This window comes from Providencia sp. PROV269 (assembly GCF_028477785.1).
Lineage (GTDB): Bacteria > Pseudomonadota > Gammaproteobacteria > Enterobacterales > Enterobacteriaceae > Providencia > Providencia rettgeri.
Genome location: NZ_JAMPLV010000005.1, coordinates 418,980 through 433,128, shown reverse-complemented (window position 1 = coordinate 433,128; position 14,149 = coordinate 418,980). Strand labels below are relative to the sequence as shown.

14 protein-coding genes are annotated in these 14,149 nt (G+C 39.9%); 11 read left to right on the top strand and 3 right to left on the bottom strand.

Annotated features, from left to right (window positions below; genetic code table 11):
• The first annotated feature begins 443 nt into the window (after positions 1 to 443).
• The gene (locus PR683_RS10010) at positions 444 to 3,020 is read left to right on the top strand and encodes a class I adenylate cyclase (protein WP_198635121.1); all 2,577 of its coding nucleotides are present in this window, start codon (positions 444 to 446) and stop codon (positions 3,018 to 3,020) included.
• Between the two features lie 51 nt (positions 3,021 to 3,071).
• On the opposite strand, the gene cyaY is transcribed toward PR683_RS10010, so the two are convergent.
• Positions 3,072 to 3,389 carry an iron donor protein CyaY gene (cyaY, locus tag PR683_RS10005; protein WP_004907335.1) on the bottom strand — a complete coding sequence of 106 codons (318 nt, stop codon included), beginning with the start codon at positions 3,387 to 3,389 and terminating at the stop codon, positions 3,072 to 3,074.
• A gap of 235 nt (positions 3,390 to 3,624) precedes the next feature.
• Between cyaY and lptM the strand changes: the two genes are divergently transcribed.
• The 9 genes from lptM (at position 3,625) to PR683_RS09960 (ending at position 11,504) form a co-directional block, all read left to right on the top strand.
• Positions 3,625 to 3,810 (top strand): LPS translocon maturation chaperone LptM, encoded by a 186-nt coding sequence (lptM, locus tag PR683_RS10000; RefSeq protein ID WP_004906065.1) that lies wholly within the window; start codon positions 3,625 to 3,627, stop codon positions 3,808 to 3,810.
• A gap of 21 nt (positions 3,811 to 3,831) precedes the next feature.
• On the top strand, positions 3,832 to 4,656 hold the full coding sequence (dapF, locus tag PR683_RS09995; protein WP_004907339.1) for a diaminopimelate epimerase: 825 nt from the start codon (positions 3,832 to 3,834) through the stop codon (positions 4,654 to 4,656).
• A 24-nt stretch (positions 4,657 to 4,680) separates the two neighbouring features.
• Complete coding sequence (locus PR683_RS09990; protein WP_109912157.1) at positions 4,681 to 5,385, top strand: DUF484 family protein; 705 nt, start codon at positions 4,681 to 4,683, stop codon at positions 5,383 to 5,385.
• Positions 5,367 to 6,296: a tyrosine recombinase XerC gene (xerC, locus tag PR683_RS09985; protein ID WP_115168123.1), complete on the top strand. Its 930-nt coding sequence runs from the start codon at positions 5,367 to 5,369 to the stop codon at positions 6,294 to 6,296. The genes PR683_RS09990 and xerC overlap by 19 nt, the downstream gene beginning before the upstream one ends.
• Entirely contained in the window at positions 6,296 to 7,012 is a 717-nt protein-coding gene (gene yigB / locus PR683_RS09980) for a 5-amino-6-(5-phospho-D-ribitylamino)uracil phosphatase YigB (protein ID WP_004907349.1), read from the top strand. The genes xerC and yigB overlap by 1 nt, the downstream gene beginning before the upstream one ends.
• Positions 7,013 to 7,099: 87 nt before the next feature.
• Positions 7,100 to 9,262 (top strand): DNA helicase II, encoded by a 2,163-nt coding sequence (uvrD, locus tag PR683_RS09975; RefSeq protein WP_196719588.1) that lies wholly within the window; start codon positions 7,100 to 7,102, stop codon positions 9,260 to 9,262.
• A 231-nt stretch (positions 9,263 to 9,493) separates the two neighbouring features.
• Positions 9,494 to 10,180 (top strand): hypothetical protein, encoded by a 687-nt coding sequence (locus tag PR683_RS09970; RefSeq protein ID WP_272581779.1) that lies wholly within the window; start codon positions 9,494 to 9,496, stop codon positions 10,178 to 10,180.
• A 261-nt stretch (positions 10,181 to 10,441) separates the two neighbouring features.
• On the top strand, positions 10,442 to 11,026 hold the full coding sequence (locus PR683_RS09965; protein WP_109912155.1) for a 2OG-Fe(II) oxygenase: 585 nt from the start codon (positions 10,442 to 10,444) through the stop codon (positions 11,024 to 11,026).
• A gap of 208 nt (positions 11,027 to 11,234) precedes the next feature.
• Positions 11,235 to 11,504: a hypothetical protein gene (locus PR683_RS09960; RefSeq protein WP_272581778.1), complete on the top strand. Its 270-nt coding sequence runs from the start codon at positions 11,235 to 11,237 to the stop codon at positions 11,502 to 11,504.
• A gap of 83 nt (positions 11,505 to 11,587) precedes the next feature.
• On the opposite strand, the gene prfH is transcribed toward PR683_RS09960, so the two are convergent.
• Positions 11,588 to 12,199, bottom strand: a complete 612-nt coding sequence (gene prfH / locus PR683_RS09955) for a peptide chain release factor H (protein WP_109912153.1) — start codon at positions 12,197 to 12,199, stop codon at positions 11,588 to 11,590.
• The gene (locus tag PR683_RS09950; protein WP_117162652.1) at positions 12,196 to 13,332 is read right to left on the bottom strand and encodes an RNA ligase RtcB family protein; all 1,137 of its coding nucleotides are present in this window, start codon (positions 13,330 to 13,332) and stop codon (positions 12,196 to 12,198) included. Before PR683_RS09950 ends, prfH begins: the two co-directional genes overlap by 4 nt.
• 544 nt (positions 13,333 to 13,876) lie before the next feature.
• Here PR683_RS09950 and PR683_RS09945 point away from each other — a divergent pair.
• Positions 13,877 to 14,020, top strand: a complete 144-nt coding sequence (locus PR683_RS09945; protein WP_109912151.1) for a Hok/Gef family protein — start codon at positions 13,877 to 13,879, stop codon at positions 14,018 to 14,020.
• Positions 14,021 to 14,149 lie beyond the last annotated feature (129 nt).

Genomic DNA, 14,149 nt, shown 5'->3' with positions numbered 1-14,149 from the left:
AGTGATTCAAAATGAGATGACCTAGAATAGCTATTAAGCAATTTCTTTAGCTTATCGTGCTATTTTTTGTGTGGAACAATCTGTGTTTTCTATTAATTCGTGTTGAAGCGTGTAAGCACAGACGCTGTGCGTATTGTACTTAATATCGTTTGGTTTTGCTGTTTTACTAAACAACAGAGTAAAAAGAAATTATTCCATTGAAAAACAAGGGATATTTTACAGATTAAAAAATAAAAAGCCTTTTTATACAATATGTTGAAAAGCATTTTGTATCAAAAATAAGCGCGTAAAATTATGTGATCTACTTTACCCTTTTGATGCAAGGTGTTAAATTGATCACGTTTCCGACAATCCATTTGAAAATTATTTTAAATCTATCTCTATCTGTTGGGTGCTGGGAAATTCTCAGGTTTGTATTACTTTCATTCAATCAGGCGTAACCTTTGTATCTCTATATTGAAACCTTAAAACAAAGACTGGATGCAATAAACCAATTACGGTTAGAACGTGCAACAGCTTCTATGAGTGAAACCTTCTCGAAGGTTTATAGCTTGCTGCCTGTCTTGTTTCATTATCATCATCCCATGATGCCTGGTTTTATTGAAGGTAATGTCCCTCATGGTGTCTGCTTTTTCTCTCCTGATGCAGAGCAAAAAAAATGGTTGGCACCTTTTGAACGTTTTTTACCCGCGATTGAAACTGAAGCGAACGGTGAATTACCGATTACAGGCATTTATTCGATGGGTAGCACTTCATCTGTTGGGCAAAGCCAGTGTTCAGATATCGACGTTTGGGTTTGTCATCCGTCTTGGTTGGACCACGAAGAAAAACGTTTTTTGCAAAAAAAATGCACCTTAATTGAACAGTGGGCAGCATCTTTAGGGATTGATGTCACTGTGTTTTTAATCGATGAAAATCGTTTTCGCCATCATGCCAGTGGGCATATTGGTGGGGAAAACTGTGGTTCAACGCAACACATCCTATTGTTAGATGAATTTTATCGAACCGCTGTACGTATGGCGGGTAAACGTTTGCTGTGGACCATGGTGCCGGTTGAAGAAGAGCAGCATTACGATGAATATGTTATGGGGTTATATGCACAAGGAGTGCTAACACCGAACGAATGGCTTGATTTAGGCGGGTTAAGTGAGCTTTCTGCCGCGGAATATTTCGGTGCAAGCCTATGGCAGTTGTATAAAAGTGTTGATTCCCCTTATAAAGCGGTATTGAAGAGTATTTTGCTGGAATCCTATTCATGGGATTACCCTAACGGTAAATTATTAGCCATGGAGTTTAAGCGTCATTTACATGCAGGCGAAATTGTGTGTTATGGCTTGGACTCATACTGCTTAATGTTAGAGCGTGTGACACGTTACCTGACTGAAATTAATGATTTAACCCGTCTTGACCTTATCCGCCGTTGTTTCTACCTGAAAGTATGCGAAAAACTATCTGAAGAAGAGGGGAATACTTGCGCAGGTTGGCGCCGTGATGTGTTGTCTCAATTGGTTGAATCATGGGGGTGGGGATCAGAGCGTTTGTCGATACTCGATACACGCAATCAATGGAAAATTGAGCGTGTCCGTGAAGCACATAACGAGTTACTTGATACGATGATGCAAAGCTATCGTAACCTCATTCGCTTTGCCCGTAGAAATAATTTAAGTGTTAGTGCAAGCCCACAAGATATTGGAGTATTAACCCGTAAATTATATGCGGCTTTCGAAGCTCTCCCGGGTAAGGTGACGTTAGTTAATCCACAAATCTCACCTGATTTGAGCGAAGCGCATTTAACCTTTATTTATGTGCCAGAGGGGCGAGCTAACCGTAGCGGCTGGTATTTGTATAACCAAGCGCCAAATATTGATGCCATTATTGGCCATCAACCTCTTGAATATAACCGCTATTTAAATAAATTAGTGGCATGGGCTTATTTTAATGGTTTGCTGACTGAAACTACCCAGGTTTACATGCATAATGGGAAATCCCAGTGTGATGAACGAAAATTGCTTGAACTGATGCACGATGTTTCAAGCCATTTCCCTATCAGGTTACCAGCCCCAACGCCAAAAGCGCTTTATAGTCCATGTGAAATTCGCCATCTTGCAATCATTGTTAACTTAGAAAAAGATCCAACACAGGTATATTCTGAGCAAGTTGTCCATGTTGATTTTAGAAAACTGGATATTTTCAGTTTTGGAGAATCACAACAGTGCCTGATTGGTAGTATTGATTTGTTGTATCGTAATTCGTGGAATGAGGTAAGAACGCTACATTTCAGCGGAGAACAGTGCATGTTAGAAGCACTTAAAACCATTTTAGGGAAAATGCATCAAGATGCATCGCCTCCTGAAGCGGTTGAGGTGTTTTGTTATAGTGAGCACTTACGTGGGTTGATCCGTACTCGTGTACAACAGTTGGTATCTGAGTGTGTTGAATTGCGTTTGTCAAGCAACCGAAATGACCCTGGGCGTTTTAAAGCATTGCGTATCGCGGGGCAGACGTGGGGGTTATTCTTTGAGCGTCTGAACGTATCGGTACAAAAACTTGAGAATGCGGTTGAGTTCTACGGGGCTATTTCCCATAACAAACTACATGGCTGGCCCGTTAAACTTCAGGCGAAGAGTGATAACCATTTACCTGCAGTTGTTGATGGCTATGCGAGTGAAGGGATTGTACAGTTTTTCTTTGAAAATACGGCAGATAATACCGGTTTTAATATTTATGTTTTAGATGAGGCGAATCGGGTTGAAATTTATTCTCACTGTGAGGGGTCGAAAGAAGATCTTGTTCGTGACGTGAGTAAATTCTATTCTTCTTCCCATGACCGGTTTACCTATGGCGCAAACTTTATCAATTTCAATTTACCGCAATTTTACCAAATCATTAATCAAGATGGTAAAAATCAAGTTGTTGCATTTTCCGGGGCAACATGGCCATTCACAGGGGAAGAAGATGATGACGTTGGGTATGAAGTGCATTCGAACCAATCACCGCACCCACAAGCGCACTATTATTGATATTAATGGCAGGCAGTATAGCGTGCTGCCCACCGTCGAAACTTGTAATGCTTAAAATGAAAAGGGCTCTTGGCTTTGAAAGGCAATTGCCTCGGCTAATTTAGCTTTAAATTCATGCCCAGAGCGGTCACAAACCCAATTACCTTGTTGATAATCATAATGGTACCCACCCTGTTTAGTCGCTAGCCATATTTGGTGGAATGCTTCTTGCTTGTTGATAATAATTTTACTGCCATCTTCAAAGCTAAGAGTCATCACACCCCCATTGATTTCACAATCAATATCGGCATCACCCTCATAATTATCTAAATGCTCTTCGATGGTGCTCAGTAGCGTTTCTGCTAGCTGATGAAATTCGCTGTCATTCACGATTAATTTCCTGTTTGCTCACAATGGGTTAATTGAAATTATTATTGTTAGCTGAAATTATAGGAGGGAATCTGCATCAGGGTCAATCTAAGCATGCCCACTAAAAACTTCAGACTAAATTTAGCCTAAAGTATATAATATCCGCATGCTAGATAAACAGGCGTGATTTGCAAGGCCACTCCTGTTATTGTGTAAATTATCAGATGTCAAAAGTGAGCAATACGGGCGAAAAAGAATGAAAAAAAGTTTAATTGGGCTTAGTGCACTAGTTGTTTTATTTACCCTTTCTGGCTGTGGCTTAAAAGGCCCGTTGTATTTTCCGCCGGAAGAAACTGCAGCACCGGCTAAGGCATCTGATGTGCAACCTACCGCACAAGACAGCACTGCCAAAGAGCCTGCTCAAACAACAAATAATCAGTAAGCCACCTCTATGGAGCGTGAAATGCAATTTTCTAAAATGCATGGCTTAGGCAATGACTTCATGGTTGTCGATGGCGTTACACAAAATGTATATTTTTCGCCTGAATTGATTTGTCGGTTAGCGGATAGACACACAGGAGTTGGGTTCGATCAACTACTATTGGTTGAAGCACCTTATGACCCTGACCTTGACTTCCATTATCGTATTTTTAATGCAGATGGTAGTGAAGTTGCACAATGTGGCAATGGTGCGCGTTGTTTTGCTCGTTTTGTCAGGCTTAAAGGTTTAACGAATAAGCAAAAAATCAAAGTCAGTACTCAGTCCGGCCGTATGACATTAACCATAAATGAGAATGATGATGTCTGCGTTAATATGGGCGTGCCTGATTTTGAACCACAGAGAGTACCATTTCGCGCAGTTAAAGAAGAAAAAACCTATATTATTCGAGCACAAGAACGTACAGTTCTGTGTGGGGTGGTCTCAATGGGTAACCCGCATTGTGTCATTCAAGTTGAAAGTATTCATACGGCAGAAGTCGAAGTTTTAGGTCCCGCTTTAGAAAATCATGAGCGCTTTCCAGAACGTGCCAATATTGGCTTTATGGAAATTATCAGTGCTGACCACATCCGCTTGCGCGTTTATGAACGTGGGGCTGGGGAAACTCAAGCTTGTGGTAGCGGGGCATGCGCCGCTGTCGCGGTTGGAATTAGTCAAGGATTACTGGCGAAGCGGGTCAAAGTTGATTTACCAGGGGGCTCATTAGATATTTCCTGGGAAGGTCCTGGGGCGCCACTTTATATGACAGGCCCTGCAACGCATGTTTATGACGGAGTCATTCAACTATAATTTTGAATAGCTGAAGAGGGAAAAATGGATAAAACCAAAAAAGCACAGGAATTGGCTCATCAAATTGATGAGGTCGATGTCGTGCGCTACTTAACGGAAAACCCCTATTTTTTTCTTCGTAATGCGCAACTGTTGGAACAGCTAAAAGTACCCCATGTTGTGCGGGAAGCTATCTCATTACCTGAGTTAGTGATGAGTCGTCAACGGTTGAAAATCAAAGAGCTCGAACAAGATATTCGTTTTATGGTTGAGCAAGCTCACGAAAATGTGGAGCTTTTTGATGAATTGTTAGTGTTGGTGATTGAAATGTCATCAGCAGAAAGTTTACAGCAAATGCTGCTAGCGCTAAATCGTTGGGCAAAAAAACTGGGTTTATCCGGTGCTCAAGTGCGTTTGTTTAGTGACAGCTGGCATTTATCCGCTCCTTTGGATGCGCATCAATTAGTTATTTCGCGTCGTGTATTTGAACCCGTGAGAATTCAACGATTTGGCGATAAACGTAACTACCTCGGTCGGTTGAATGGCCCTGAAATTCAATTACTTTTACCTGATGCATTAAATGTCGGTTCAGTCGCTATTTCACTGTTTGGTCAGCATGGTGAATCCGGTATGGTCATCTTTACTAGTCGGGATCGTGAACATTATCAACATGGTATGGGAACGGTCATGTTGGAGAAAGTCGCTCAGATTCTACCGAGGTTATTATGCCAATGGATAGAACGCCTATAAAAAATCAGCCTGAAGGGCTGATGACCCAAATTGAGACCTTTCTGTATTATCTGCGTGTTGAACGTCGGCTAAGCCCTGTCACGATAACTAATTATCGTCGCCAATTGAGTGTTATTGTGGAAATGTTAGTCTCACTAAATATCCACGAATGGCAAAAAGTTGATGCAACGATTGTGCGCAACGTTGCCGCTAAAAGTCGTAAATCGGGCTTACAAGCCGCAAGTATGGCGTTGCGGTTATCATCACTGCGCAGTTTTTTTGATTGGATGGTGCACCAAGGGGAATTACCCGCAAATCCCGCAAAAGCCGTTCATGCCCCTAAATCCAAAAAGCGTCTTCCTAAAAATATGGATGTGGATGAAGTCTCCCAACTTTTGAATATGGAGAGTGGTGACCCGCTCGTCGTACGTGACCGAACGATGCTTGAAGTGATGTACGGCGCAGGGTTACGTTTATCTGAGCTAGTTGGGCTAGATGTTCGCCATCTTGATTTAAATACGGGTGAAGTGTGGGTTATGGGGAAAGGGAGTAAAGAACGCAGGGTGCCAATGGGAAAAACTGCCGTGAGTTGGCTACAGCGTTGGCTTGAGATGCGAGAGCTCTATGAGCCAGAAGATGACGCTGTTTTTATTTCAACCCAAAGTGGTAAACGTATTTCGAATCGGAACGTACAGAAACGTTTTGAGCAATGGGGTATAAAGCAAGGGGTTAATAGCCACATTAACCCGCATAAATTACGCCACTCTTTTGCGACACATATCCTTGAATCAAGTGGGAATTTACGTGGAGTGCAAGAACTTCTTGGGCATGCAAATTTATCGACAACACAAATCTATACGCACCTTGATTTTCAGCACTTAGCAAATGTTTATGATGTGGCTCATCCAAGAGCAAAGAGGGAGAAACCTTAATGCATTTTTACCGTCCGTTATCACCCATTCTGGCGATCACGTTTGATTTGGATGACACGCTTTACGATAACCATCCAGTTATTGATAAAACGGAAGAAGAAGTTTTACGTTTTGTCCGTGAATATGACCCGCGTTTTAATCATTTTAGTAATGAAGATCTTTATGCTTTTCGTCGTCTTGTCGAAGAGCAAGAACCTGATATCTATCATGATATTTCACGCTGGCGTTGGCTTTCTTCCAAAATGATGTTTTGCCATTATGGCTACTCAAAAGAAGCCGCACAAAAAGGGGCAGATGACATCATGGCGCATTTCACTTATTGGCGAAATAGAATTGATGTCCCAAAGTCTACTCATGAAACACTGTGCCAACTGGCAGAAAAAATTCCGCTGGTGGCGATCACTAATGGAAATGCAGAACCGGAAGCGTGCGGGTTAGGTCAATATTTCCAATTTGTCTTGAAAGCAGGGCCTGACGGGCGCTCTAAGCCATTTTGCGATATGTATCGTTTAGCCGCGAAGCGGCTTGAGATTGAGCCACAATTTATTCTTCATGTTGGTGACAACTTGCTAACGGATGTTGAAGGTGCAATTAACAGTGGCATGCAAGCTTGCTGGATCAACACAAACCAAAAAACACTGATGGAAGAGAAAGAGGTGCGTTTATTACCGCATGTGGAAATTTCGCGGTTGGATTCTCTCTTATCATTGGTATAATCATTTACTGTATAAAAAAACAGTGGCATTCGCCATTGTCAACAACCTCACAGTGGTGTTAGCCACTGTTTTGCTTTGATGGTAACTATGGACGTCTCTTATCTGCTTGAAGGTCTTAACGACAAACAGCGCGAAGCGGTTGCCGCACCGCGTACCAATTTACTTGTCCTTGCGGGGGCTGGTAGTGGTAAAACTCGGGTGCTAGTGCATCGAATCGCATGGCTGATGTCTGTGGAAAATGCTTCTCCATTTTCAATTATGGCAGTGACATTCACGAACAAAGCAGCGGCAGAAATGCGCCATAGAATCAATCAATTGATTGGTACTAGTGAAGGCGGTATGTGGATAGGAACATTCCACGGCTTAGCGCATCGTTTATTGCGCCAACATTATATGGACGCTAATTTACCACAAGACTTCCAAATTCTAGATAGTGATGACCAATACCGTTTAATTCGTCGTTTACTTAAGGCGATGAATTTAGATGAAAAACAATGGCCACCTCGTCAGGGGATGTGGTACATCAACGGCAAAAAAGATGAAGGTCTGCGGCCTCAGCACATTGAAGCCTATGGTAACCCAGTTGAAGCCACATGGTTAAAGGTATACCAAGCTTACCAAGAAGCTTGTGATAGAGCCGGGCTGGTGGATTTTGCGGAATTATTGTTACGCGCCCATGAACTGTGGCTGAATAAACCCCATGTCTTGCAGCATTATCGTGAGCGCTTTACCAATATTCTTGTCGATGAATTTCAAGATACCAACAATATCCAATACGCATGGATCCGTGTACTCGCTGGGGATACAGGCAAAGTCATGATTGTTGGTGATGACGACCAGTCAATCTATGGCTGGCGTGGTGCGCAAGTCGAAAATATCCAGCGCTTTCTCAATGATTTTCCTGGCGCAGAAACTATCCGTCTAGAGCAAAACTACCGTTCAACGAATAATATCTTAAAAGCGGCGAACGCACTGATTGCGAATAACAGTGACCGCTTAGGGAAAAATTTATGGACGGAAGGCGGAGATGGCGAGCCAATATCCCTCTACTGTGCGTTTAATGAGTTAGATGAAGCACGCTATGTGGTTGGCCGCATCAAACAATGGCATGAAAATGGTGGGGCCTTACAAGATTGTGCCATGCTGTATCGTAGTAATGCCCAGTCTCGTGTATTGGAAGAAGCGCTCATCCAAGGTGCAATGCCATATCGTATTTATGGTGGGCAACGTTTCTTTGAACGCCAAGAGATTAAAGATGCACTTTCTTATTTAAGATTAATAGCAAATCGCAACGACGATGCTTCTTTTGAACGTGTGGTCAATACACCAACCCGTGGCATCGGTGATAGAACATTAGATACTGTTCGCCAAACTGCACGGGATCAACAGCTAACACTATGGGAAAGTTGTGAGTACTTACTTCGCGAGCAGGTATTGGGAGGTCGTGCAGCTGCCGCAATTGAACGTTTCTTAGAATTAATCGATGCATTAGCCAAAGAAACCCAAGATATGCCATTACATGTTCAGGCAGATAGAGTGATCAATGACTCAGGCTTGCGTGCGATGTATGAGCAAGAAAAAGGCGAAAAGGCGCAGGCTCGAATTGAAAACTTGGAAGAGTTAGTCAATGCAACCCGTGATTTTAGCTATCAAGACGAAGACCAAGACTTAATGCCATTGCAGGCTTTTCTTTCTCATGCGGCATTGGAAGCTGGGGATGGGCAAGCGGATGTCAGCCAAGATGCTGTTCAATTGATGACTTTGCATTCAGCTAAAGGTCTAGAGTTTCCAGTTGTATTCATTGTGGGCATGGAAGAAGGCATGTTCCCAAGTCAAATGTCGATGGATGAAAGTGGTCGTCTTGAAGAAGAGCGTCGTCTTGCTTATGTCGGTATTACCCGTGCAATGGAAAAACTCACGATTACTTATGCAGAAAGCCGTCGTTTATATGGCAAAGAGGTTTATCACAGGCCTTCTCGTTTTATTGGCGAGTTGCCGACAGAGTGTGTTGAGGAAGTTCGCTTGAGAGCGCAGGTTTCAAGACCCGTTAGCCATCAGCGCCTTGGTACACCGGTTAGTCAAAATGATTCGGGTTATGCCCTAGGCCAGCGTGTTATGCACCCTAAATTTGGTGAAGGCACGATTATTAACCTTGAAGGCAGTGGGGAGCACTGTCGCTTGCAAATCGCCTTCCAAGGTCAAGGGATTAAGTGGCTGGTAGCGTCTTATGCGCGGTTAGAAAATATATAAAAATCATATTACCAATAATAAATATCACTGATAGTTAATTCAGTGATATTTTGCATAGCAATAATAAGTAATTAACTCGCTAATTATTTATTATTGTTATGATAATTAAATTAGGTCTATGTCTGTTGTATTATATAAATACTAAATTAGTTATTTATTACCTGCTCATGTATCATTTTTTTGCGGTACATATCAGTTTTATAGTATTAATACACTAAGGGATATAAAAATATGGGTGCTAATTTTGATATTAAAAATAATGAAAAGCATAAAGAAATTGAGTCATTACTTCTATCAATAAAAAATCGAATAAAAAAAATAAAAAGCGTAGAGGACTCATTAAGACAAGAAATTGCAGAGTTGAAAGAAAGAAAGTATACAGATGATGGAGTATCGTCAGAACCATTAGTAAGAGAAATGAAAAGAAAATTAAGTGAGATTACAATTAGTCGAATTAAACATGAAAGAATGCTAGATTCTATGAATGAAACAATTCAAACCAGAACTAATAAGATGGTGGGTAATTTGGAATTAGATTCTGTAAATGAGTCTAAGATGAATGAAAGAATAAATGTGGTTAATTTAATTTCAAAATTCTCACATAACACAAACAATAAAATATCTGATTCAGCAAGAAGTAATATTATTAATGCTAATAATCAGACTATTAAAATAAAACAAGCTATAACAAGGGTTGTAGAACTGACTAAGCAAATAAATAGCGAATATAAAGAAGCTAGATTGAAGCTATTGGTCCAGACTAGTAACCAGCAAGCTATTAGCGAACAAATATCTTCTTTCTCTATGCCTGATGAAGTGAGTTCTGTAATGGACAATGCAATAGAATCACCAACAAAAATGAATAGTATTACTCACCATAACTATGGTGGCTTAGATAGAACAGGGCAGTACTTATAGAGGCATTTAAGCTAATCAATCGTTTTATTTATTGAATTCAAGGTATTCAACAAAGAGTTGAATGCCTTTTTTAATTTTAATGTAAGGTTGGATGACAAGTGTGATTTCTGTGATTTTTTCTTACTCTATGATAATTAATATTATATTTTCAGTGATTAGTATTGATGGAATGTTTTAATCATTAGGATTTGAGTTTTTAATTTTATTTTTTTGTTGTCTTACCGTATAAAGTTTTACCGAATAACCTTCCTAACACTCATCATGTCAATTAATAAACTTATTGATTCACTTTCCTCACAAGGTTGGTATGTGTGGGACGATTTCTTGACTCTGTCCGAAGTTAAAGAAATAAAACAATGCATTCCGAATACATTACAAGACGCACGTATTGGGCATCGAGATTCATTACAAGGCAATAAAGCAATTCGCGGCGACCAAACGGTTTGGTTGGAGCCCGAAATGGGGAGTTCTATAGTTCATTATCTCAATAAAATGGAGCAGGTCAGGCAAGAACTTAACTGTCAGCTTTATCTTGGTCTACGTGATTTTGAAACACATTTTTGCCGTTATCCAAATGGTGGTTTTTATAAGAAACACGTGGATAACCCAAGAGGTGTCGGTCGACGAAAAATTACGACAGTTCTATATATGAATGAACAATGGCACCCTAGCGATGGTGGTGAATTGGTTGTCTATGACCAAGAAGATAATCAATTGTTTAAGTTAGAACCCATTGCAGGTCGTATGATCTTTTTCATGTCAGAAGAATTTCCTCATGAAGTGCTCCCGACAGAACAAACTCGCGAAAGTATCGCGGGGTGGTTTTTAACTGAAAAAATACTTTAACCCGTTCAGGCTATTACCACCTCTTATAGAGGTGGCTGATAGAAGTATTCTCATTATTTATACACATAACAAATTTTATAATAGTTATTTTAATATATTTATTTGATTTTCTGTTTTTATTGATGTTAACTTTATTTGAACTTTGGTTTTTTTATATTAAATTATATTTTCTGCTGTGTGACTAAATTATATAAAAAGGAGTTTATAAATGAACAGCACTGATAAGTTCGGTTATGGTTCTAAACAATTTCAACAAGGTGTTAGTATAGCGGAGTATAATCGCCAATTAGAAAAAGCTTTGAAGGAATTAAGCGAAAAAAATATTGGTGATACCGTGATGATTAATTCTAATAATGATATGTCATCATTAATACAAAGTGTAAATTATTTCCCAGTACCAAAAGACCATTGCTCGGTTATTGAGGTGGGTTGCTACTCCTCTAAATTGAATAATTCGATTCTTTATGATTTTAAATAATCTACTTTAGAAATCGAATCATTAAATATTGTCTAATGTTGGATTAAATTATGTGCCACCTCTAATTCGAAGTGGCACTAATTTTATATTAATCGTTTAAATTCATTTCCTATAAAAGTCATAGTCGCATTTCCTCGTTCAATTTGATAGTGAGATTGATGGCGCTGTTTATCTAATGTATTTGATTGTTTCGATTGATACTCATCAAGTTTCCATTGTATTAATTGTTTTGCGAGTTTTTTATTTGCGTGTTGGCTGCGTTCAGATTGAACTTTAACTGTAATTCCCGTAGCAACATGCTTAGCTCTAACTGCTGAGGACGTTTTATTAACATGCTGCCCTCCAGCCCCTTGCGCTTTGGTGAACTCAAATTCAATTCCACTCTCTTCAATTGGTTTAATGGGAGAGAAACGGGTGACACTCAAAAACCAATTTTTACGTTTATGTCGCGGCCTAATAGGGCTTTGGCATTGCCATTGGACTGTACCGCACCAAGACTGGGCCAATATTTCTGCATCTTCACCTTCTAGGCAAACTAAGGCAGATTTTAGCCCTTTTTTAGAGGGAAATGACTCCAGTACGTCATAAGCGATATGATATTTTTTAGCCTCTTGTAGAAAGCGGGCAAGGGCCTTTTCAACAGCAATACAACATTCTTCAGGCCCCTGAGCAGCGGAAAATTGTAGCAATATCATGAGCAATCTCCACTGGTTTTATAGGTGATAACCGGCTTAAGTCGTGCAATAACTTGGATGATGCCAATATTCACCATGCTTTCAATTACAGTATCAATGGATTTATAAGATTGTGGGGCTTCTTCGTAAATCAATTGTTTGTTTGCACAGATAACACGACTGCCTAATGCCGTTCTTGATAATTGAATCGGTGTATATTTATGAGATAAGCGCCCTTTACACTCAGTTCGCATCCACTTGCGGCCAGCTCCGTGAGCAAGAGAATTCAGACAAACTTCACTTGGCTGTGGGGATACCAGATAGCTGTAATCACCTCGAGAACCAGGGATAACAACTAGCCCGCGATCTGATGGCGTGGCGCCTTTTCGATGTATCCACCCATCAATGCCATTGATTTTACAAGATTCAACTAGGTTATGATTAAGGTCGAGAACGCATTTACCTTTTGACTTTACTTGTTGCAGCATACGTAAACCGATCATTTGGCGATTTAGTTGGGCAAAATCTAAGGCATTTTGATGCGCTTCTAAGTAATTTTTAGCATCTTGAGAGCTATCTATAAGCCCATCATGACTATGATTTTCTACATGTTGACGAAGGATTGATTGGCCTAAACCACGAGAGCCACTGTGAACTAATAACAGTAATTGTTGTTTATTCAAACCACTCATACCGAATAATTCTGGGTTTAATATTTCGTCAACGGCTTGAAACTCAGCAAAATGATTCCCGCCACCAATAGAACTTAATGATGGCATAAAGTCATGTGATTGCATGTTATCTGGGACATGTTCTTCAAGCCAAGATAGAGGCGCATGATCTGACATTTCAAAAAGTTGTTTTTCGAGTTTATCGAGGTTAACTTTCGATTTTTTAATATCCGTTTGAAACAGCGCCATTCCACAACCGATGTCATTACCAACCAGCGCAGGGTAAAAACGCTTGGTAGAGAAAAATGCAGCACCAATTGGATAGCCGCGGCCTGGATGAAGGTCAGGCATGCCGACAACGGATACCATATCAGGTAAGTTTGCGGTTGTTTGTAATTGTTGGATTGCTTTGCTTTCAATCCATGTTGATTCTGTGGCGATGTAGCTAACTTGCTGATCCACAGTATGTAAGGTATTGCCCATAAGCTATTAACTCATTTTTTAATTGAAAAATAAGGTGATTAGCAGGCAAATTTAAGAAAATAGATTAACTAACGAGAGTGACTATTTCTGAGTGTGCCCGCAAAGAGTTTGATTAATTGTTGTCATGGTAAACCTCCTTGCAGTTAGTAGATGAATATAAAACGCTGCGGATACTAACGGTAACTTTTTTCTTTTGCAAGCGCTATTTTTAGCATTACGGATTTTTAGTCATTTTCTGAGATAAAAATATAAGTAAATAATTTAAACCTATTAATGATTATTTACCTAATAATTATTTAAATAAACTATTAGATAATTAAATTTATATTTTTATTTATTTATATGGAATTAAACGTGAGTGAGATATAAAACTTTGTTATTATTTTGGCGGGTGCTTGAGCCTTTCTGGTTTAAGCATATTAAGTTGGAAGAAATGTTTGGATTAGAAAGGAAAAAGCCCCGTTAGTTATTATTAACCAACGAGGCCCGATCTAAACCTGAACAGTTGAGATTGTGCCTCTTAACCATTAAGAGGTCAAGGGAAATGAGCAAGTTCGCAGTGGTGGCGTTTGTTTTTGCGTGTATTACCGTGTTTGGTATTTCAGTATTAATGCGAGATAGGCTTTGTCTAATCGTGATTAGTCATGGAAATACAGTTGTTCAAACAACGTTTTCTTACGAAGAGTAATGTTGCTTTACGAGGGAAGTTATTCCCTCGTAATTTCCCGATTTAATTGTGCGTATTCAGGTTTGGAATTAAATGCCCAATTAAAAACACCCCAAGATATTATTTAATCTTTGGGGTGTTTATTTAATT